This is a genomic window from Janthinobacterium sp. 1L-D-8-B-C4 (assembly GCF_057291295.1).
Genome location: NZ_JBXAVX010000014.1, coordinates 149,485 through 169,631 on the forward strand (window position 1 = coordinate 149,485; position 20,147 = coordinate 169,631).

Consider the following 20,147-nt stretch of genomic DNA (forward strand, 5'->3'; position numbering starts at 1 on the left):
GCGTGAAATAAGCTTTCTAAATAATGATATTTTTGACTGAATATTTCGTGTATATTTAGTGATGAAATATTCTTTCATTTAACAGAAATTTCTTTTTATATTTACCAAGCCCATGAATGAACCGACATTCTTTCTTGACGACCTGGACCGACGCATCCTGAATGCCCTGCAAGTTGATGCATCACAAACCAACAGCGAACTGGCGCGTTCGGTGCATGTATCGGCGCCGACCTGCCTGCGCAGGGTCAAGCATCTGACAGACAGCGGAGTGATCGAACGGCAGGTCGCCATCGTGGCGCCGCATTTGGTGGGGGCACGCCTGAGCGCCGTGGTCGAGATCACGCTCGATGTACAGGCGGCGGAAAGAATGGCCGAGTTCGAACAATTGGTGGCGAACGAAGCGGCCGTGCTGCAGTGCTACCGCGTTTCGCCGGGCCCCGATTTCGTGCTGATCGTGCAGGTGGCCGACATGCCGGCCTACCATGCGCTGGCGCACAGCTTGTTTACAACACACGCCAATGTGCGCAATGTAAAAAGCTATTTTTCCACTTTCCGCAGCAAGTTCGAGACGCGTATTGCCGTCTGAAGCGGCGCGAGGGAAAGTTATCCCGGCTTGTCCTGCCGCTTATCCACATTGTTATCCACAAGCAGGAAACACTCTGTGGGTGAGCCTGGCGCATTTTGCACCATGGCGCCATATGCAAGGCGCGCCGAAAAACAAGTTATCCCGACTTGTCCGCTGCTTGCCCACCAGTTGGCAACAGGCTTGTACACATATTTACCCACAGGCACATCTCCGCAGGCATCTTGAAATCATGAGCAAATTCAATGACTTGAAAGTTATCCCTGATTTATCCAGCGCTTGCGCACAGCGTTATCCACAGCAGAAAAAAGCAAAATTTCGGTGGGTAAAATAGCGGCGTCGCTTTAGTGCAAAGCAGCCAGATACAAAAAACTTATCCCGTTTTCCACACAGCTTTTACAGCACTTATACCGTGCTTGTCCCGGCCTTGTCAGCATGCTTGCACACATGTTTATCCACACCGGAAAACATGCGCAGGTAAGATCATGGTATTTATCCCCTGCTTGCCCAGCGGCTATCCACAAGCTTGTCCACAACCTCTGCGGCAATAAAAATGCCGCCAGCCCGTGAAAGCTGGCGGCATCGTCGTGACTGTGCGTAACTTATTTCGGCTTCTTGACCGGGCGGCTCCAGCCGTCGATGGTGATCTGTCTGGCGCGCGAGACGGTCAGCTTGCCGGCCGGCGCATCTTTCGACAAGGTGGTGCCGGCGCCCAGGGTGGCACCCTTGCCGACCGTTACCGGTGCGATCAGCTGGCTGTCGCTGCCGATAAAGGCGTCGTCCTCGATCACGGTGCGCGATTTATTGACGCCGTCGTAGTTGCAGGTAATGGTGCCGGCACCGATATTGACGCGCGAACCGATGGTGGCGTCGCCGATATACGCCAGGTGATTGGCCTTGCTGTTGGCGGCCACCTGGCTGTTTTTGACTTCGACGAAGTTACCGATATGCACTTCTTCGGCCAGCACGGTACCCGGGCGCAGGCGCGCGTACGGGCCGATCAGGGAACCGGCACCCACCACCGCTTCTTCGATATGGCAGAACGGCTTGATATGCGCGCCGGCCGCCACGGTGGCGTTGACCAGCACGTTGTTGGCGCCCACGCGCACGCCGTCGCCAAGCTCCACCCTGCCTTCGAACACGCAGCCGACATCGATGGTGACGTCGCGTCCGCAGATCAGTTCGCCGCGCACGTCGATGCGGGCCGGGTCGAGCAGGGTCACGCCTCGCTCGAGCAGGGCCAGCGCAATATTATTCTGGTGTATGCGTTCCAGCTGGGCCAGTTGCAGCTTGCTGTTCACGCCAGCGACTTCCCACACGGCGCCGGGCTGGGCCGAAGTGACGGGCACGCCATCGGCGACGGCCTGGGCAACGATGTCGGTCAGATAGTATTCACCTTGTGCATTGTTGTTCGACAACGCCGACAGCCATTTCTTCAGTTCCACGGTCGGCGCGACCATGATGCCGCTGTTGATCTCACGGATGGCGCGCTCGGCCGGCGTGGCGTCTTTTTCCTCGACAATGCGCACGATGGCGCCGTTCTCGCGCACGATGCGGCCCAGACCGAACGGATCATCCTGTTCCACCGTCAGGATCGCCAGTTGGCCACTGCCGGCGGCCTGCACCAGCTTTTGCAAGGAATTACTGCTGGTCAGCGGCACGTCACCGTACAGTATCAGGGTCGGCACGTTATCGTCGAGCAAAGGCAGCGCCTGCTGCACGGCGTGACCAGTGCCCAATTGCTGCGCTTGCTCGGCGGCGTCGATGACCACCGACTGTCCGGACTTGTAGTCGTCGAGCAGTTTCAGCACCGCTGCGCCCCCATGTCCGTAAATCACGCATAATTTGGACGGCGCCAAGGTGCGCGCCGTATCGATCACATGCGACAGCAGCGGCTTGCCAGCCAGCGGGTGCAACACTTTTGGCAACGCCGACTGCATGCGTTTTCCCATACCGGCGGCGAGAATGACAACGTTCATAGTCCGTATTTATTTTATAAGTTAAGAATATGAAAAAGTTTAACACGCAGGCCCCTTTTCAGAATCGCTTTGCATACGCTCTCCTGGCCCTGATGCTGGTCATCGTGGCCGGCTGCAGCAGTTTGCGCCTGGCCTACAACAATGGCGACACCGTGCTGTACTGGTGGCTCAACGCGTATGTCGACCTGGACCGCGACCAGAAGGGCTGGGTGCGCGAAGATATCGACAAGCTGTTCAACTGGCACCGCAAGACGCAGTTGCGCGATTACGTGGAAATCCTGCGCAAGGGCCAGAAGCAGGTACAGGGCAACCCTACCCAGGCCGACCTGATGGCCGACTACAGCGAGATCAAGGCGCGTACCCAGTCGCTGCTGCTGAAAGCGGCGCCCGAACTGGCCGACCTGGCCCGCTCGCTCAAACCCGAGCAAATTGCGCAGATGGAAAAGAAGTTCAAGTCCAACAATGACGACTACCGCAAGAAATTTCTCACCGGCGACCAGGAAAAGCGCCAGCAGTTACGCTACAAGAAATCGATGGAACAGTTCGAACTGTGGTTCGGCAGTTTCAGCAGCGAGCAGGAGGCCATTATCCGCAAGGCTTCCGATGCGCGTCCTTTGGACAATGAAATCTGGCTCGACGAGCGCATGCGCCGCCAGCGCAATGTCTTGACCCTGGTGCAAAAGGTGCAGAACGAAAAATTGAGCAAGGAAGCCACCGTGGCCCTGATCAATACCCTGATCAAGGACAGTTTCGAGCGCCTGGAACACTCCGATCGCAAGGCCTTTTTTGACGCGTTTGAAAACAGCACGGCGCAGATGATTTTGACCGTCGTCAAGATCGCCACGCCGGCGCAGAAAGCCCACGCCGTCAAGCGCATGCAGGGCTGGATCGATGACTTCAACTCGCTGGCGACGCAGCCTCAGTAAGCAGCGCCAGCACAGGGGCGGTGGGGGCCATATGCTATAGTGGCCGCCACCAAATTGAAGAAATGAAACGCCTGACAAAACCGTAGCGAGCGGAAGTGAGTTGTGGCTGAGAAGCGCAGCTGTGCGAATGCACAGTGAGCATCGCCGGCCGCAAATCGCGACGCGCAGTAGGTTTTGTCAGGTGTTTAAAGCCCATGCAAAAGAAAATCAAAAAACCCGCCAAAGTCCCGGTCCACCACGCGCCGCCACCGAACCAGGTACGCATTATCGGCGGACAATGGAAACGCTCCGTGCTGCCCGTGCTGCAGGCGCTGGGCTTGCGCCCGACGCCAGACCGCGTGCGCGAAACCGTATTCAACTGGATCAATCACCTGCGCGACGGCGACTGGGCCAACGCCCAGGTGCTGGATCTGTTCGCCGGCAGCGGCGCGCTGGGCTTCGAAGCGGCCAGCCGCGGCGCCGCGTCCGTCACCATGGTCGACACGCATACGCCCGTGGTGCGCCAACTGGAAGAAAACAAGACCAAATTGCGTGCAGAAAACGTGCACCTGCTGCGCGGCGACGCGCTGCTGACGGCGCAAGGCCTGGCAGCGCGTGGCCAGCGTTTCGACCTGATCTTCCTCGATCCACCTTACCAGCAAGACTTTCTGGCCAAGGTATTGCCGCTGTGCGCCAATCTGTTGAAAGAGGGCGGTATCGTGTATGCGGAATCGGGGTTGTCGATGGTGTTCGCTGAAAACAGCGAACTGGACAGGCCGGACTGGATGGCGCAGTGGGAAGTCATCCGCGCCGACAAAGCAGGTACTGTTTATTATCATTTACTAACTTACAACAAAGTACCGGCAACTGCTTGAATCTGCTCATAATTTAAGCAAAAAAGGCCGCCAGCCCAAGGCGACTCCCCAAATTCAGGCATAATGCGCGTCTATATTGGTGCATCGTCAGGGAGCCGCAATGGTTGTAGCCGTTTATCCGGGAACGTTCGATCCGCTCACGCGCGGTCATGAAGATCTGGTGCGCCGCGCATCGGGTCTGTTTGACAAGCTGATCGTGGGCGTGGCCGACAGCAAAAACAAAAATCCGTTTTTCTCGCTCGACGAACGCCTGGAAATTGCCAACGAAGTGCTCGGTCATTATCCGAACGTGCAGGTGGAAAGCTTTTCCGGCCTGCTCAAGGATTTCGTGCGCAAGCACGAAGCGCGCGTGATCGTGCGCGGCCTGCGCGCCGTGTCCGACTTCGAATACGAGTTCCAGATGGCCGGCATGAACCGCTACCTGCTGCCTGAAGTTGAAACCATGTTCCTGACGCCGTCCGACCAGTACCAGTTTATTTCGGGCACCATCGTGCGCGAAATCGCGGCGCTGGGCGGCGATGTCTCCAAGTTTGTCTTCCCCTCGGTCAACCGCTGGCTGCAGAACAAGATTGCCGCCAACGCTGCATTGCCGGAATAAGCAAGAGTAAAAATCATGGCACTACTGATCACCGACGAATGCATCAACTGCGATATCTGCGAGCCCGAGTGCCCGAATGACGCGATCTACATGGGCGCCGAAATCTACGAAATCGACCCGAACAAGTGTACCGAATGCGTGGGTCACTTCGACGAGCCGCAATGCCAGCAAGTGTGCCCGGTCAGCTGCATTCCGCTCAATCCGGCCTGGCTGGAAAGCCCGGAACAACTGAAGGCCAAGTACGAGCGCCTGCAGGCCGAACTGCCCCTGAAGGCGTAAGCAACATTCCGGCCGCCAAGCTGCGCGGCCCTCTTCTTGCAACTGCTCTACACTGTCCTTTCGCTTAATCCACGCAAAGGCAGCAGATGCTCAGCATATCCCGACTCGGCCGTTCGCTGGCCACCGCTTGTATCTGCGCCACCCTGGCGCAGCCGGCGCTGGCCGTCGACGTCGGCGGCGTCAAGCTCGACGACACGGTGCAACTGGCGAACCAGGCTCTGAAACTGAATGGCGCCGGCGTGCGCTACAAGCTCATCTTCAAGGTCTACACCATCGCCTTGTACCTGCCGGAAAAGAAGAGCCAGCTGGCCGACATCCTGGCGCTGCCCGGGCCGCGCCGGCTGGAAATCGTCATGCTGCGCGATATCAGTTCCGACGACCTGGGCAAGTCTTTCATGGAAGGCCTGAACCGTACGTCCGACCAGGCCGACCGCACACGCCTGCTGAGCCAGACGATGCAGCTGGGCGCCATGTTCGAAATGGTGCCGGGCCTGAAAAAAGGCGACATGCTGACGGTTGACTGGCTGCCCGAAGAAGGTACCTTGTGCCGGCTGAACGGCAAGCAGCTGGGCGAAAAAGTACCCGACCTGGCTTTCTACAATGCGCTGCTGAAAATCTGGATCGGCGCCCATCCGGCCGATATGCAATTGCGCGCGCATCTGCTCGGCGACCCTGCGTAAAACCATCGCACGAAAAAAAAGCCGGTGACTCTCACCGGCTTGCCTTGGCTGCGTGGCGCTTTTATGCGCGCGCGGCCAGTTCGCGCGCCAGGCGCTGTTCACGGCTCAGCTTGGGACGCACCACCAGCATCAGCGCGCGGGCAATACCGACCAGCAAGGGCTTGAAGATCAGCACGAAGGCGCCGATGGCGACCAGCGCCAGCAGCACTTGCACGACGGTGATAAAGGGAATCTCCAGTACGGGTGCGGATACTGCGTACAGGGCGGTAGCGAAGGTAGACATGATTTCCAGTGCATTATAGAATTTGGCAGTACTATAGTGCAGTGCAACATATAAATCTAATTCCATTTCCTGATACCAATTATATGAATCATGAATGGAAAACTGTAATATTTTTTTACCAGCGAATTCAATCGGCCCCGGCGCGGTTTACACTGGTAAATATTTAACTGAATTCAACTTTTCCTTGGACTTTCCATGAGTTTTCTGACGCTGGATCTGAACTTGCTGCGCGTTTTCGACGCCGTCATGACGGAACAAAACCTGACGCGCGCGGCCGGCCATCTGGCAATGACACAGCCGGCGGTATCGAACGCCATCAAGCGCCTGCGCGAAAGCCTGGGCGATGAGCTGCTGATCCGCACGGCATATGGCGTGAAACCGACGCCGCGCGCCGAAGCGCTGTGGCCGTCCGTGCGCTCGGCGCTGGCCAGCCTGGAAGCGGCGGTCACGCCGGAAACCTTCGATGTCTCGAAAACCCATGCCACTTTTCGCATGGCGATGGCCGATGCTACCGCCGCCTTCTGGCTGCCTTCCTTGATGCGCTCGATCGAGCGCGAGGCGCCCGGCGTGAATGTGCGCATGATGCCGCTCACCACGCGCGAACCGCGGCCGATGTTGCTGCGTGGCGACATCGACCTGGCGGTCGGCTTCTTCCCTGGCGTGGCGGCACAACTGTCGAGCGAAACCGGTTCGCCGATCCGCCACGAGCGCCTGTATTCCGGCAAATATGTGTGCGTGATGCGGCGCGGCCATCCGCTGGCCAACCAGGAATTGACACTGGACAACTACTGCGCCGCGAATCACTTGCTGGTGAGTTTTTCCGGCCGCGCGCATGGCCTGATCGACGAAGCGCTGTCGCAGATCCACCGCGAACGGCGTATTTTGCTGACGGTGAACCAGTTCTTCACGGCCGGCCGCGTGGTGGCAAACTCCGACCTGATCACGGTATTGCCACGCCACCTGATCGCGTCCACCGGCATGACGGAATCCCTGCTGTACAAGGACCTGCCATTGACCCTGCCTGCGGTCCACCTGGACATGCTGTGGCACGAGCGCGACGCACGCAGCCCGGCCCACAAATGGCTGCGCAATCACCTCGAAGGCATGAATACGCCGGTGTTACGCTCGGCAACAGCGGCCGGCGGCGGGGTTACCGCCAAACCCCACGCCGATTAAGCGTGCGTGCTGGAGCGGTAGCCAACGCGGAAACCGCCCCAGTGCTTGCCGTCCACATAGATCGGCGCCGACAGGTCGTGCATGACCTCGCCCGTATCCCTTTTATACGTTTGCAACAGGAACGGCCGCGTATTGCTGCCGCAGCGCGCACCCGTGCGGTCGCTGAAAATGCGCTTGGTGCGGTTATGCACGATATCGTGTTCATAGTCGCCGGTCAGCGGCTGCGAGAATTTCTTGTTATGGGTTGGAAAATAGCCATTCGTGTCGACCGCGCCAGCGTAAGCGAGCTGGGGCAGGGCAACCAGCAGTGCTTCCTGTAAATCCGGCAAAACCTTGTCGGTAAACGCGTCGAATTTCGTGCTGTGCTTGGGTGGATTGGTATTCGGTATCGGCTGGTAATGTCGATCGAACAGCGCTTCGCGCGTGATGCGCCCGGCGGCAATCGCCTGCTCGAACAATTTGCCGACCTCGCGTGCAGCCTGCTGGGCGGCGACGCGGATCTCGTCGTGCGGGGTGGATACGCTTGATTCGCCCAGCGCGCTGGCGATCACTTCGGCCCGCTCGGCCAGCGCCATCGCCGACTGCGTGGCGCGCGGCAATTCGGTATTGGTCGACAGCATGCTGTCGCGGATCTGCGCGATGGCCTCGGCGATCACTTGCGTGGTATCGACGTGTTCACGCGAGGCGCGGGCGATCTGGCCGATCTCGTCTTCCGACACGCCCGACGATTCCTCGATATGGCTCAGCGAACCATGCACGCTTTCCACATTGCGCGCCGCTTCCGTCACGTCCGCCGCCAGCGACTGCATGCCGCGCGCCGCTGTTTCCGACTGCTCATTGATTTCGCGCACCATCACGCTGATCTCGTCGCTGGCTTCCTTGGTGCGCTGCGCCAGTTGCCGCACTTCACCAGCCACCACCGCAAAACCGCGGCCATGTTCGCCGGCTCGCGCCGCCTCGATGGCGGCGTTCAGCGCCAGCAGGTTGGTGCGCGCGGAGATATCGGAGATCGCTTCCGTAAAGCCGGTGATGCGTTTTGATTTGTCTTGCAGGCTCAGCATGGCGGTGGACGCCGATCGGGCATCTTCGCGGGCACGGTTGACGCGCTGCAAGCCTTGGTCCAGTTCGGCGCGCGCCGCCACGCTTTCAACCCGCACGCCGGCAGCCACTTTGGCAGCCCGCTCGGCATTGGCGGCAATTTTTTCGGTGGTGCGCGCATTCTGTTCGGAACTGTCGGCTATATCGCTGGCCGTCTGCACGTCCAGGTCGACCTTTTTTTTCACCGAGTCGACAAAATACGAGGTTTCCGCCGCGCCGATCATGATGGCATCGATGGCGCGCCCGACCGTGCCGGCAAACTGCTGCAGGCCCTGCTCGCCGTCGCTGTGGTTGGCCAATGCCGTCAGCGCGGCGCCAATGATGGCGGCCAGCACGGCGATCAGATAGGCAGAAGTGGCGCCCGCCAGTTGCAGCAGGAATACCAGGCAACAGGCCAGCACGACGGCCAGCAAGGTGAATAGAAAGAAACGTACCAGCCGGTGCGGCAACTGCTTCATTGGTCCCCCACTGCGAGAATCCGCGCCGGCCCAGGCGGGGCAGGCCGTAGCCGGATGCGGCTGTGCACGATTGCACGCACCGCACCCTGATCCCGACGTCTGCGCGTCGTGTCAGGCGGCTACCGGATGGCAGAATATGTAGTTCCACCCTACAACATTTATCCGCTTAGCTCAATCGGAAAAACGGCAAGGTGTTACCGAGGTCATTTGATCGGCAATTTGGTGGTATTTTTGACTTCTTCCATCACTGCATAAGTGTGGGTTTCACGCACGCCCTTTTGCAGCAGGGTCTTGCCGAGGAATTCGCGGTAGGCCGCCATGTCCTTCACGCGCGCCTTGACCAGGTAATCGAAACCACCGGCCACCATATGACATTCCAGTACCTCCGGAATGATTTGTACGCTATGCTTGAAGGCATCGAATACTTCCGGCGTGGTACGGTCGAGCACGACCTCGATAAACACCAACAGCGACACGTCGAGCAGCTGCGGGTTCAACTGGGCCGTATAGCCCATGATATAGCCCGATTCGTGCAGCTTGCGCACGCGTTCGAGACAGGCAGCCGGCGACAGATTTACGCGCGCGGCCAGCTCGACGTTGCTGATGCGCCCATCGCTCTGCAATTCCATCAAGATTTTCTTGCTTATCTTGTCCAGCATCCGAAGCACTCCCCAAATAAATATTATTTGGTTAAATTGTCGCATCAAAAACTATCTATTGCTAGTCCTCTGTATTACCAGAATTAATCCATAAGAATCCCCTTTACAATCGAATCATCTTAACATCCGACTTTCTGTATTATTTTGCACTAAAAAAGGGCAAAAAATACCGCCGGTTCCGTCATCTTTTTCCTTGTAAAGAGTCCCTATGCATCCTGCTGGCCACCCGGCTTTTACCCCGCATCCATTTGCCGCGCTCCAGGCGGAAATCCTGCCCGAAGCGACCGCGCCACGCGCTGCCATCACTGCCGCCTATAGGCGCGACGAGGTTTCCGCAGTGCAGTGGCTGTTGCAGCAGGTACGCGCATCAAGCACCGAAACGACGGCCGAAGGCCAGGCGCTGGCGCACCGTCTTGTATCAAACGTGCGCCAAAAACGCACACGCGCGTCGGGGGTCGATGCACTGATGCATGAGTTCTCTTTATCGTCGGAAGAGGGCGTCGCATTGATGTGCCTGGCGGAAGCGCTGTTGCGTATACCTGACACTCAGACCGCCGACCGCCTGATTGCCGACAAAATCAGCAAGGGCGACTGGAAAAAGCATCTGGGCGAATCGCCGTCGATGTTCGTCAACGCGGCCACCTGGGGCTTGCTGATCACCGGCAAACTGGTCGGCACCAGCAGCGAGTCGGGCCTGGGTTCAGCCATGACCCGCCTGATCGCCAAGGGAGGCGAACCTTTGATACGCAAAGGCGTGGACCTGGCAATGCGCATGCTGGGCAACCAGTTTGTTACCGGCCAGACCATCGAAGAGGCCCTGAAAAACAGCCGCGAGAATGAAACGCGCGGCTACCGCTATTCCTACGACATGCTGGGCGAAGCGGCCCTGACCGAACAGGATGCGGCCAACTACTACGCCTCGTATGAAACGGCGATCCACGCCATCGGCAAGGCATCGAATGGTCGCGGCATCAGGAACGGCCCCGGTATTTCCGTCAAATTGTCGGCCCTGCATGCGCGCTACAGCCGTGCCCAGCGTGCCCGCGTGCTGGCCGAATTGCTGCCGCGCGTGAAAGCGCTGCTGCTGCTGGCCAAGCAGTACAACATCGGCTTCAATATCGATGCGGAAGAAACCGACCGCCTGGAACTGTCGCTCGACCTGATGGAAGCGCTGGCGTTCGATGCCGACCTGGCCGGTTTTGACGGCATCGGCTACGTGGTGCAGGCGTATCAGAAACGCTGTCCGTTCGCCATCGATTACCTGATCGAGCTGGCCCAGCGCAGCGGCCGCAAGTTCATGGTGCGCCTGGTCAAGGGCGCGTATTGGGATGCCGAAATCAAGCGCGCCCAGGTCGATGGCCAGGACGGCTATCCGGTCTACACGCGCAAGGTCTATACCGATGTGTCCTACCTGGTGTGCGCGCAAAAGCTGCTGGCCGCGAGCAAGCTGATCTACCCGCAATTTGCCACCCACAACGCGCAGACCCTGGCGACGATCTACACCTGGGCCAGGCGCGACGGCATCACCGACTATGAATTCCAGTGCCTGCACGGCATGGGCGAAACCCTGTACGACCAGGTGGTGGGCCCGGCCAACCTCGACAAGCCTTGCCGCATCTATGCACCGGTCGGCTCGCACGAAACGCTGCTGGCCTACCTGGTACGCCGCCTGCTGGAAAACGGCGCCAACTCGTCTTTTGTGAACCAGATCGTCGATGAAAGCGTCGCCATCGACAGCCTGATCCGCGATCCACTGGAACAGGCACGCCTGCAAGGCGGCCTGCCGCATCCGGCGATTCCCTTGCCGCTGGCGATGTTCGGCGGCGAACGCAAGAATTCGGCCGGCATCGACTTGTCGAACGACGACACCCTGCGCGCCTTGGCCGCAGGCCTGGCGCAGCCGCATGCCTGGCAGGCCTCGCCGCTGATCGATGGCGCCGTCAGCCTGAATGCAACGACGGTGGCGATCTGCAATCCGGCCCGCCACGACGACCTGGTGGGCAAGGTCGCTGAAGCGTGCCCGGCCGACGTGGAAACGGCGCTGGCCGCGGCCAGTGCCTTTGCCCCTGCGTGGCAGGGCACGGAAGCGTCCTTGCGCGCGCATGCGCTGCGCCGCGCCGCCGATCTGTTCGAAGAGCATCACGTCGAGCTGATGGCGCTGGCCGTGCGCGAAGCGGGCAAGTCGCTGCCCAACGCGATCGCGGAAATTCGCGAAGCGGTCGATTTCCTGCGCTATTACGCGGCCGAGGTCGACCATGCGCCGGCCACCGTGGCGCTTGGCCCAGTCACCTGCATCAGTCCATGGAATTTCCCGCTGGCCATTTTCACAGGCCAGGTCGCCGCTGCCCTGGCCGCCGGCAACGTGGTGCTGGCCAAGCCGGCCGAGCAAACGCCGCTGATCGCCTGGCGCGCCGTGCAACTGCTGCACGAAGCGGGCGTGCCGCGCGGTGCGCTGCAGTTCCTGCCGGGCAGCGGCGAAGTGGTGGGTGCGGCGCTCTGTAGCGATGCGCGCGTGAAAGGCGTGATCTTCACCGGCTCGACCCAGGTGGCGCAGCTGATCAACCGTACCCTGGCGGCACGCGCCGTGGCGGAAAACCTCGATATTCCGCTGATCGCCGAGACCGGCGGCCAGAATGCGCTGATCGTCGACTCCTCGGCCTTGCCGGAACAGGTGGTGCAGGATGTGATGTCGTCGGCGTTCGACAGCGCCGGCCAGCGCTGCTCGGCCTTGCGCGTGTTGTTCCTCCAGGAAGAAATCGCCGACAAGACCATCAGGATGCTCAAGGGTGCGATGCAGGAACTGCGCGTCGGTAATCCCGATCGCCTGGCCACCGATATCGGCCCCGTCATCGACGCCGAAGCGCAAGGCAATCTGCTGGCCCACATCAACCGCATGAAAACCGTGGCGCTCGATCATTTCTCGCTCGACCTGCCACCCGTGGAAGGCACGTTTGTCGCGCCGACCGTGCTGGAAATCAAGTCGCTGGACCAGTTGACGCAGGAAGTGTTTGGCCCCGTGCTGCACGTGATCCGCTACCAGCGCGCCAACTTGCCGAAACTGGTGCAGTCGATCAACGACAGCGGCTATGGCCTGACCCTGGGCATCCATACCCGCATCGATGAAACCATCGACTTCATCACGCAGCGCGCGCATGTCGGCAATATCTACGTGAACCGCAATATCGTTGGCGCCGTGGTTGGCGTGCAGCCGTTCGGCGGTGAAGGCAAATCGGGCACCGGCCCGAAAGCGGGCGGCCCCTTGTACCTGAAACGCCTGCAGCGCAATGCACCGGCCGGTAGCCAGCATCAGCGCCAGGCGGCGCCGGCGCTCGACGCGCTGATCGTCTGGGCCAAGATGCACGGCCACGACCAGGTGATGCAGCTGGCCCAGGAATATACGCGCACCACCTTGCTGGGCAGCACAATCGTCTTGCCGGGCCCGACCGGCGAGCGCAATACCTTGAGCTTTGCTGCGCGCGGCACGGTCCTGTGCGCGGCTGCCACCTCCGGCGTGCTGATGAACCAGCTGGCGGCAGTGCTGGCGACCGGTAACCAGGCGCTGGTATTGGCCCAATCCGTCGGCCTGATCCCGGCCGATTTGCCGGCGGCGCTGAAAGACCGTATCCAGGTGATTACCGATATCGCCTCGTGTGATCACGGTTTCCAGATCGCCATGCTCGAAGCGGAGCTGGCCAGCGAGCTCAAACCGCTGCTGGCGGCCCGTGAAGGGGCGCTGGTGGGCACCATGGAGACGACGGCAGACTCCGCTATTCCCCTGTGGCGTCTGGTCGCCGAGCGGGCGCTGTGCGTCAATACGACAGCGGCCGGCGGCAATGCCAGCCTGATGATGCTCGGCGTGTAAGTGTCAATGCGTTAAAAAAGGCAGAACCTGCGGGTTCTGCCTTTTTTTTAAGCAAACTGATTGTCGAACCGCTGGCACAGCTTCTTGATAGTGCCAAACGCATAACGTGAAGCAACGCTTTGCACAAAGCGCATGAAATCGACGGCCGCCTCCTCATTGGCGTTGTCCGACACCGTACGCATCACCGCATACGGCACGCCAAGCTCGAAACACACTTGCGCCACTGCTGCGCCTTCCATTTCGACGGCCAGCAGGTCCGGGATATCGGCTTTCAACTGGTTCACATGCGCGGCGCTGCCGATGAACTGGTCGCCGCTGGCGATCAGGCCGCGGTGGACCTGCGGCTGCTGCAAGCCGAATTCATTGATTTCCCGCGGTTCGAGCACCGCCTGCGCATCCTCGCGCAAAAAGTCCTGCGCGGCGCTAGCCAGTTGCTCGCTGAGCGCCAGGTCGCTGGCAAAGCGCTGCAGGCCTGTTAACGGCACCTCAAAGCGGGGAAATAGCGGCCGCGCATCCATATCGTGCTGCAGCAACGCTTCGGCCACCACGATATCGCCGACTTTCACCAATTTATCGCCGCTACCAGCCACGCCGGTGAAGACGATGTGGGTAACTCCGAACTTTTCCACAAGCAAAGAAGCCGTCATGGCTGCGGCAACCTTGCCTATACGCGACAGGACGCACACAGCGTCGATATTCCACAGCTGTCCAAGGGTGTAGACCCGCATGCCGTGCGACAGCGTGGCGGCCCCTTGCATGGCTTCTACCAGCCCCTGCTGTTCTTCTTGCAAGGCGCTGATGATTCCAAGGCGCATTTTTTTGTCTGTTGTCATGTGTTTTTCACTGGTTTTGCGGGGTTGAGAACGTTCAACGAAGCCGTTTGGCCGGCTTTTCCACCGTTCGCGTTTGTTTCTGTGTTTTAAATAAAGAGGTATACATAAAAATAGTAGTGATAGTAAACGACGGCTTTTCTGTGGATAAGTCGGTATACCGTCGCGTTAACAGTCACTTAGCTTACAAAAAAGGCGCTGCATAAGCATTGTATCGAGGCAGGACTTGTTTGGGATAAAAGTTTGCCTGTGGACAAAGAACGACTTTTCCCACATCTCATCCTGTGGATATACAGGCAGTTATCCACAGTAGTCAGCAAAAACTACGGTTTTCAAGGCTGCTGCCGTGCAGTTTTTTCATCTCGATGCCTCATCAGCATGTTGACCATGATCGACCACAGATTTCTGCAGATGCTTTGGCCTTGGCTGTCAGCGTGCCGTTAACGTTTTTTTTTGCGGTTTTTGCCGGGTTTTGGAAAAATCGCGTGCATTCGCGGTTTTTTTGTCGGTTTACAATAGATTCATATATAAAAATAGTAGTAATAGTAAACGCCGATCTTTCTGTGGATAAGTCGCTTTTTTTCAACAGGATCAACTGTTTACCTCCAAAAAAAATCCTGCATAAGCTCTGTATCGTCGCAGGAGCAAAATTGTATAAAATCTCCGCGCTGGCGTAACTACCTGTTTACGCACAAGTCATCCTGTGGATATCAAGAGTCTTATCCACAACCGCCCTGCATCCCTCCTCTTTTTGCTACTTCCGGACTTTGCCAAGCTCGTTGGCAGGCGGTCATACGCGTGCGCCTTGCCGGCAGGTGGTTTTGCAGCATTGATGTTCGCGGGTGCTGGCATGGCGAGCCGAAGTGCGCGTGACCAGGTTTACGTTAACAAGATCGTATACAAGAATAGTAATAGTAGTTAACGCGGCAAACTTCTGTGGATAAGTGCAGATTTATCCTTGTAAACAAAAACTTGCCGTGCGTATAACCGCTGGGCAAGCGTTGTATGACGCCGTAACAGTTTTGGGACAAAAAAATCGTCCCTGAAAAAAATTTTGTTTACGCACATAGTGTACCTGTGGATATCCCTACACTTATCCACAGGCGGAAAGGTTGATTTTTGAGCAGGACTGAGCCGGCAAAGCAATTAATGTCGCCGGGCAAGGTCACTGGTGGTAATCTGCTTGGCGACTGATACACGAACACAGACTCTGGTAATGGCAAGCGGCGAGGAGACACGCCGCCTACCCTGGAAGGTACATACCGAAAGGAGCTTCATTGGAATCGGCAGGCGAATTCGACTACATCATCATCGGTGGCGGTACGGCAGGGTGCGTGCTGGCCAACCGGCTCACGCGCGACCAGAACGCCAGCGTCTTGCTGGTGGAAGCGGGCGGCAAGGACGACTATGTGTGGATCCATATCCCGGTTGGCTACCTGCATTGCATCGGCAATCCGCGCACCGACTGGCTGTATGCCACGGAAAACGATGCGGGCCTGGGCGGGCGCAGCCTGATTTATCCGCGTGGAAAAGTACTCGGCGGCAGTTCTTCCATCAACGGCATGATCTATATGCGCGGCCAGGCGCAGGACTATGACCGCTGGGCCGAGCTGACCGGCGATGCTTCCTGGCGCTGGGACCAGGTGCTGCCGCTGTTCAGGCAAAGCGAGGATTATCATGGCGGCGCTTCAGCCATTCACGGCGCGGGCGGCGAGTGGCGCGTGGAAAAACAGCGCTTGTCGTGGGATATCCTCAATGCTTTCCGCGATGCGGCGGAACAGGTCGGCATTGCGAAAACGCCAGACTTCAATGGCGGCGACAATAGCGGCAGTGCGTATTTCGACGTCAACCAGCGCCGCGGCATCCGCTGGAACACCTCGAAAGCGTTTTTGAAACCGGCTTCGCGCCGGCCGAATTTGACCATCATGACGGGCTGCCACGTGGAACGCCTGCAAATCAGTACTTCGGAAAACGGTCCGTGCTGCACCGGCATCACGTTTACAGGCGGCGGCACGCAATGGCAGGCCACGGCGCGGCGCGAAACGCTGCTGACGGCCGGCGCCATCGGTTCACCGCATCTGCTGCAATTGTCGGGCATCGGCGCGGCCGCCTTGCTGCGGCAACATGGCATTGCGCCCGTGGTTGACGCCCCTGGCGTGGGCGGCAATCTGCAGGATCATTTGCAGTTGCGCATGGTGTTCAAGGTGCAGGGCGTGAAAACCTTGAACATGATGGCCGGCAATCTGCTCGGCCGCATGCAAATCGGCCTGCAATATGCGCTGTTCCAGAGCGGGCCGATGTCGATGGCGCCGTCGCAGCTGGGGGCGTTTGCCAGGTCCGATCCGGGCCAGGCCACGCCAAACCTGCAATATCATGTGCAACCCTTGTCGCTCGACAAGTTCGGCACGCCACTGCATGCGTTTCCCGCGTTTACGGCCAGCGTCTGCAATTTGCGCCCGACCTCGCGCGGCCAGGTACAACTAGCGTCGAACGACAGTTATGCGCCCCCCAAAATTGCCCTCAATTACCTGAGTACGGCAGAGGACCGCCAGGTGGCGGCCGATGCCCTGCGCCTGACGCGCACGATCGTCGCCGCGCCCGCCTTGCAGCGGTTTGCTCCGCAGGAATACAAGCCCGGTCCGCACTATCAGACGCAAGCCGAACTGGTGCAGGCGGCCAGCGAGATCGGCACGACGATTTTTCATCCGGTCGGCACCTGCCGCATGGGCCTGGCCAGCGACCCCTTATCGGTCGTCGACAGCCAGTTACGCGTGATCGGCGTGGCGGGGCTGCGCGTGGTCGATGCTTCCATCATGCCGTATATCACATCGGGCAACACCAATTCTCCAACCGTGATGATCGCGGAAAAAGCAGCGCAAATGATACAAAAGTGCTGGAAAAGCTCTGTCGTCTGACGTCGCTTTCACCATCATGGGAAGCGGAAAATCCCCGTAGTTATACTGTATTGTGCGGCAAATTCAAGTTGTGTATTATAAAAAAGACTAAGTAGTACAAAAAGTACAACTAGGAGACACGATGTCAAACATCATCTTGGAAACAAGAAATTTGACCAAGGAATTCAAGGGCTTCACCGCTGTGAGCGATGTGAACCTGCAAGTGGAACGCGGCCATATCCACGCCTTGATCGGCCCTAACGGCGCCGGCAAGACCACGTGTTTCAATCTGCTCACGAAATTCCTGGTTCCCACTTCCGGACAGATCCTGTTCAATGGAAAAGACATCACGGCCGCGAAACCGGCCCAGATCGCCCGCATGGGCGTGATCCGTTCTTTCCAGATTTCTGCCGTCTTTCCGCACCTGTCTGTGCTGCAAAATGTGCGCATCGGCTTGCAGCGCCAGCTCGGCACATCGTTTTATTTCTGGCAAAGCGAGCGGGCCCTGAACCAGCTCAACGACCGCGCCATGGCCTTGCTGGCCGAAGTCGACCTGACCGAGTTTGCCGACACCATCACGGTCGACATGCCTTACGGGCGCAAGCGCGCGCTGGAAATTGCCACCACCTTGGCGATGGAGCCGGAAATGATGCTGCTCGACGAGCCGACGCAGGGCATGGGCCACGAAGACGTGCACCGGGTCACCGAGCTGATCAAGAAAGTTTCGGCCGGTCGCACCATCTTGATGGTGGAACACAATATGAGCGTGGTCTCGGGCATCTGCGACAAGATTTCCGTGCTGCAGCGCGGCGCCATGCTGGCCGAGGGCAGTTATGCGGAAGTATCGCGTAATCCACAGGTGATGGAAGCGTACATGGGCACCACCCATGCCGAACTGGAAGGGGCGCATTGATGACGGCTCAACATTCGGCGCCTGCGCTGGAAATTTCGCAACTGCAAACCTGGTATGGCGAGTCGCACATCTTGCATGATGTGAACCTGAAAGTGCAGCAGGGCGAGGTGGTCACTTTGCTGGGCCGCAATGGCGCCGGCCGCACTACCACCTTGCGCGCCATCATGGGCCTGACGGGCGCGCGCACCGGTTCCATCAAGGTCAACGGCGTCGAAGCGATCGGCTTGGCGACGCACAAGATCGCCCACCTGGGCATCGGCTATTGTCCCGAGGAGCGCGGCATTTTTTCCTCGCTGTCGACGGAAGAAAACCTGATGCTGCCGCCCAGCTTGGCCAGCGGCGAGAAGGGCATGTCGGTGGCGGAAATCTACGCCATGTTCCCCAACCTGCAGGAGCGCCGGCACAGCCAGGGCACGCGTTTGTCCGGCGGCGAGCAGCAGATGCTGGCCGTGGCGCGCATCCTGCGCACGGGCGCGCGATTGCTGCTGCTCGATGAAATTTCGGAAGGCCTGGCGCCCGTCATCGTGCAGGGCCTGGCGCGCATGATTACCACCCTGAAAGCGAAGGGATACACCATCGTCATGGTGGAGCAGAATTTCCGGTTTGCCGCGCCGCTGGCGGACCGGTTTTATGTGATGGAGCACGGTCAGATCGTCGAGACTTTTGCTGCATCCGAACTGGAGGCCAAGATGCCGGTACTGACCGAGCTGCTTGGTGTGTAGCACCAAGCGATCGTCTGAATAGCACACAATAATTTTCTACGGAGACACCATGAAACGTAACGCTATCGCCATTGCCACCGCTGCCATTTGCGCAGTGGGCTTTTCCTCCTTCGCGCACGCCCAGATCTCGGGCGATACCATCAAGATCGGCTTTATCTCGGACATGTCGGGCGTGTATTCCGACGTCGACGGCCTGGGCGGCGCCGAAGCCATCAAGATGGCGATCGCTGACGCCGGCGTGGTCCTGGCCGGCAAGAAAGTGGAATTCATTTCCGCCGACCACCAGAACAAGGCCGATATCGCCGCCTCCAAGGCGCGCGAGTGGTTCGACCAGCAAGGCGTGGACATGCTGATCGGCGGCACCAATTCCGGTGCCAGCCTGGCCATGGCCAAGGTCGCGGCCGAAAAGAAAAAAATCTTCGTGGCCATCGGCGCCGGTTCCTCGCGCCTGACCAATGAAGAGTGCTCGCCTTACACCGTGCACTACGCCTACGACACGGTGGCGCTGGCGCGCGGCACCGGCGGCACCATCGTCAAGCAGGGCGGCAAGAACTGGTATTTCATGACGGCCGACTATGCGTTTGGCCATTCGCTGGAAAAAGACACGGCCGACGTCGTCAAGGCGGCCGGCGGCAAGGTAATGGGCAGCGTCAAGCATCCGCTGGGCGCCTCGGATTTTTCCTCGTTCCTGCTGCAGGCGCAAGCGGCCAAGCCGCAAATCCTGGGCCTGGCCAATGCCGGCGGCGACGCCATCAACAGCATCAAGGCGGCCAATGAATTTGGCGTCACCAAGAACGTGAAGCTGGCCGGCTTGCTGATCTTTATCAACGACATCCATTCGCTGGGCCTGAACCTGACGCAGGGCATGTACCTGACCGATGGCTGGTACTGGGATCTGAATCCGGAAACGCGGGCCTGGTCGAAACGCTATTTCGACAAGATGAAGAAAGAGCCGTCGATGCTGCAGGCAGCCGACTACTCGGCAGCGGCCAACTACCTGAAAGCGGTCAAGGCGCTCGGTACCGATGATTCCGACAAGGTCATGGCCTACCTGAAAAAGACCAGGATCAACGACATGTTTACCAAGAACGGTGAAGTGCGTCCCGACGGCCGCATGGTGCACGACATGTATCTGATGGAAGTGAAAAAGCCGGCCGAGTCGAAATACCCATGGGATTACTACAAGGTCGTGGCCACCGTGCCCGGTGCGCAAGCGTACCTGACCAAGGCCGAGTCGAAATGTTCGCTCTGGAAATAAACTGACCGTACTGCCCGCCTGGCGCCATGTCACGCGGGTTGTCGTGGCCGCTCGTGCCGGCCATGTTGCACCTTGCGCCGCCGCGCCCAGGCAGG

The 20,147-nt window shown here is 59.0% G+C and carries 17 protein-coding genes; 12 read left to right on the forward strand and 5 right to left on the reverse strand.

What is annotated here, in order from left to right; translation table 11 throughout:
- The first annotated feature begins 112 nt into the window (after positions 1-112).
- Positions 113-586, forward strand: coding sequence for an Lrp/AsnC family transcriptional regulator (locus AC0Z42_RS22305; RefSeq protein WP_485470372.1), 474 nt, complete (start codon positions 113-115; stop codon positions 584-586).
- Positions 587-1,185: 599 nt separating this feature from the next.
- Here the strand turns inward: AC0Z42_RS22305 and glmU are convergent.
- Complete coding sequence (glmU, locus tag AC0Z42_RS22310; protein WP_485470373.1) at positions 1,186-2,562, reverse strand: bifunctional UDP-N-acetylglucosamine diphosphorylase/glucosamine-1-phosphate N-acetyltransferase GlmU; 1,377 nt, start codon at positions 2,560-2,562, stop codon at positions 1,186-1,188.
- A 92-nt stretch (positions 2,563-2,654) separates the two neighbouring features.
- Here glmU and AC0Z42_RS22315 point away from each other — a divergent pair, with 92 nt between their 5' ends.
- The 5 genes from AC0Z42_RS22315 (at position 2,655) to AC0Z42_RS22335 (ending at position 5,899) form a co-directional block, all read left to right on the forward strand.
- The gene (locus AC0Z42_RS22315; RefSeq protein ID WP_485470374.1) at positions 2,655-3,488 is read left to right on the forward strand and encodes a DUF6279 family lipoprotein; all 834 of its coding nucleotides are present in this window, start codon (positions 2,655-2,657) and stop codon (positions 3,486-3,488) included.
- 194 nt (positions 3,489-3,682) lie between these two features.
- Positions 3,683-4,342, forward strand: a complete 660-nt coding sequence (gene rsmD / locus AC0Z42_RS22320) for a 16S rRNA (guanine(966)-N(2))-methyltransferase RsmD (RefSeq protein ID WP_485470375.1) — start codon at positions 3,683-3,685, stop codon at positions 4,340-4,342.
- Between the two features lie 100 nt (positions 4,343-4,442).
- The gene (gene coaD / locus AC0Z42_RS22325) at positions 4,443-4,940 is read left to right on the forward strand and encodes a pantetheine-phosphate adenylyltransferase (protein ID WP_308923232.1); all 498 of its coding nucleotides are present in this window, start codon (positions 4,443-4,445) and stop codon (positions 4,938-4,940) included.
- Between the two features lie 15 nt (positions 4,941-4,955).
- Positions 4,956-5,219 (forward strand): YfhL family 4Fe-4S dicluster ferredoxin, encoded by a 264-nt coding sequence (locus AC0Z42_RS22330; RefSeq protein WP_485470376.1) that lies wholly within the window; start codon positions 4,956-4,958, stop codon positions 5,217-5,219.
- Positions 5,220-5,305: 86 nt separating this feature from the next.
- Positions 5,306-5,899 carry a chalcone isomerase family protein gene (locus AC0Z42_RS22335; RefSeq protein ID WP_485470377.1) on the forward strand — a complete coding sequence of 198 codons (594 nt, stop codon included), beginning with the start codon at positions 5,306-5,308 and terminating at the stop codon, positions 5,897-5,899.
- Between the two features lie 61 nt (positions 5,900-5,960).
- Here AC0Z42_RS22335 and AC0Z42_RS22340 read toward each other — a convergent pair whose 3' ends face one another.
- A complete protein-coding gene (locus AC0Z42_RS22340) occupies positions 5,961-6,182 on the reverse strand; it encodes a hypothetical protein (protein ID WP_485470378.1) in 222 nt (73 codons plus the stop codon).
- A 195-nt stretch (positions 6,183-6,377) separates the two neighbouring features.
- Here AC0Z42_RS22340 and AC0Z42_RS22345 point away from each other — a divergent pair, with 195 nt between their 5' ends.
- A complete protein-coding gene (locus AC0Z42_RS22345) occupies positions 6,378-7,358 on the forward strand; it encodes a LysR family transcriptional regulator (protein ID WP_485470379.1) in 981 nt (326 codons plus the stop codon).
- Here the strand turns inward: AC0Z42_RS22345 and AC0Z42_RS22350 are convergent.
- Positions 7,355-8,914: a methyl-accepting chemotaxis protein gene (locus AC0Z42_RS22350; protein ID WP_485470380.1), complete on the reverse strand. Its 1,560-nt coding sequence runs from the start codon at positions 8,912-8,914 to the stop codon at positions 7,355-7,357. The genes AC0Z42_RS22345 and AC0Z42_RS22350 overlap by 4 nt on opposite strands.
- A 203-nt stretch (positions 8,915-9,117) precedes the next feature.
- Entirely contained in the window at positions 9,118-9,573 is a 456-nt protein-coding gene (locus tag AC0Z42_RS22355) for an Lrp/AsnC ligand binding domain-containing protein (protein WP_010393827.1), read from the reverse strand.
- Positions 9,574-9,781: 208 nt separating this feature from the next.
- Here AC0Z42_RS22355 and putA point away from each other — a divergent pair, with 208 nt between their 5' ends.
- Positions 9,782-13,435, forward strand: coding sequence for a trifunctional transcriptional regulator/proline dehydrogenase/L-glutamate gamma-semialdehyde dehydrogenase (gene putA / locus AC0Z42_RS22360; protein WP_485470381.1), 3,654 nt, complete (start codon positions 9,782-9,784; stop codon positions 13,433-13,435).
- A gap of 47 nt (positions 13,436-13,482) precedes the next feature.
- Here putA and AC0Z42_RS22365 read toward each other — a convergent pair whose 3' ends face one another.
- Complete coding sequence (locus AC0Z42_RS22365; protein ID WP_485470382.1) at positions 13,483-14,268, reverse strand: 5'-methylthioadenosine/adenosylhomocysteine nucleosidase; 786 nt, start codon at positions 14,266-14,268, stop codon at positions 13,483-13,485.
- 1,274 nt (positions 14,269-15,542) lie between these two features.
- On the opposite strand from AC0Z42_RS22365, the gene AC0Z42_RS22370 reads away from it, so the two are divergent.
- The 4 genes from AC0Z42_RS22370 (at position 15,543) to AC0Z42_RS22385 (ending at position 20,052) form a co-directional block, all read left to right on the forward strand.
- Positions 15,543-17,180: a GMC family oxidoreductase gene (locus AC0Z42_RS22370; RefSeq protein WP_485470383.1), complete on the forward strand. Its 1,638-nt coding sequence runs from the start codon at positions 15,543-15,545 to the stop codon at positions 17,178-17,180.
- Positions 17,181-17,301: 121 nt separating this feature from the next.
- Positions 17,302-18,072 (forward strand): ABC transporter ATP-binding protein, encoded by a 771-nt coding sequence (locus tag AC0Z42_RS22375; RefSeq protein ID WP_308923241.1) that lies wholly within the window; start codon positions 17,302-17,304, stop codon positions 18,070-18,072.
- Positions 18,072-18,794, forward strand: a complete 723-nt coding sequence (locus AC0Z42_RS22380) for an ABC transporter ATP-binding protein (RefSeq protein ID WP_485470384.1) — start codon at positions 18,072-18,074, stop codon at positions 18,792-18,794. The genes AC0Z42_RS22375 and AC0Z42_RS22380 overlap by 1 nt, the downstream gene beginning before the upstream one ends.
- Before the next feature lie 49 nt (positions 18,795-18,843).
- Positions 18,844-20,052 carry an ABC transporter substrate-binding protein gene (locus AC0Z42_RS22385; RefSeq protein ID WP_485470385.1) on the forward strand — a complete coding sequence of 403 codons (1,209 nt, stop codon included), beginning with the start codon at positions 18,844-18,846 and terminating at the stop codon, positions 20,050-20,052.
- Positions 20,053-20,147 lie beyond the last annotated feature (95 nt).

Coding starts and splice junctions, on each gene's coding strand:
- AC0Z42_RS22305 (WP_485470372.1), top strand. CDS start 113: ATGAATGAACCGACATTCTTTCTTGACGACCTGGACCGACGCATCCTG.
- glmU (WP_485470373.1), bottom strand. CDS start 2,562: ATGAACGTTGTCATTCTCGCCGCCGGTATGGGAAAACGCATGCAGTCG.
- AC0Z42_RS22315 (WP_485470374.1), top strand. CDS start 2,655: ATGCTGGTCATCGTGGCCGGCTGCAGCAGTTTGCGCCTGGCCTACAAC.
- rsmD (WP_485470375.1), top strand. CDS start 3,683: ATGCAAAAGAAAATCAAAAAACCCGCCAAAGTCCCGGTCCACCACGCG.
- coaD (WP_308923232.1), top strand. CDS start 4,443: ATGGTTGTAGCCGTTTATCCGGGAACGTTCGATCCGCTCACGCGCGGT.
- AC0Z42_RS22330 (WP_485470376.1), top strand. CDS start 4,956: ATGGCACTACTGATCACCGACGAATGCATCAACTGCGATATCTGCGAG.
- AC0Z42_RS22335 (WP_485470377.1), top strand. CDS start 5,306: ATGCTCAGCATATCCCGACTCGGCCGTTCGCTGGCCACCGCTTGTATC.
- AC0Z42_RS22340 (WP_485470378.1), bottom strand. CDS start 6,182: ATGTCTACCTTCGCTACCGCCCTGTACGCAGTATCCGCACCCGTACTG.
- AC0Z42_RS22345 (WP_485470379.1), top strand. CDS start 6,378: ATGAGTTTTCTGACGCTGGATCTGAACTTGCTGCGCGTTTTCGACGCC.
- AC0Z42_RS22350 (WP_485470380.1), bottom strand. CDS start 8,914: ATGAAGCAGTTGCCGCACCGGCTGGTACGTTTCTTTCTATTCACCTTG.
- AC0Z42_RS22355 (WP_010393827.1), bottom strand. CDS start 9,573: ATGCTGGACAAGATAAGCAAGAAAATCTTGATGGAATTGCAGAGCGAT.
- putA (WP_485470381.1), top strand. CDS start 9,782: ATGCATCCTGCTGGCCACCCGGCTTTTACCCCGCATCCATTTGCCGCG.
- AC0Z42_RS22365 (WP_485470382.1), bottom strand. CDS start 14,268: ATGACAACAGACAAAAAAATGCGCCTTGGAATCATCAGCGCCTTGCAA.
- AC0Z42_RS22375 (WP_308923241.1), top strand. CDS start 17,302: ATGTCAAACATCATCTTGGAAACAAGAAATTTGACCAAGGAATTCAAG.
- AC0Z42_RS22380 (WP_485470384.1), top strand. CDS start 18,072: ATGACGGCTCAACATTCGGCGCCTGCGCTGGAAATTTCGCAACTGCAA.
- AC0Z42_RS22385 (WP_485470385.1), top strand. CDS start 18,844: ATGAAACGTAACGCTATCGCCATTGCCACCGCTGCCATTTGCGCAGTG.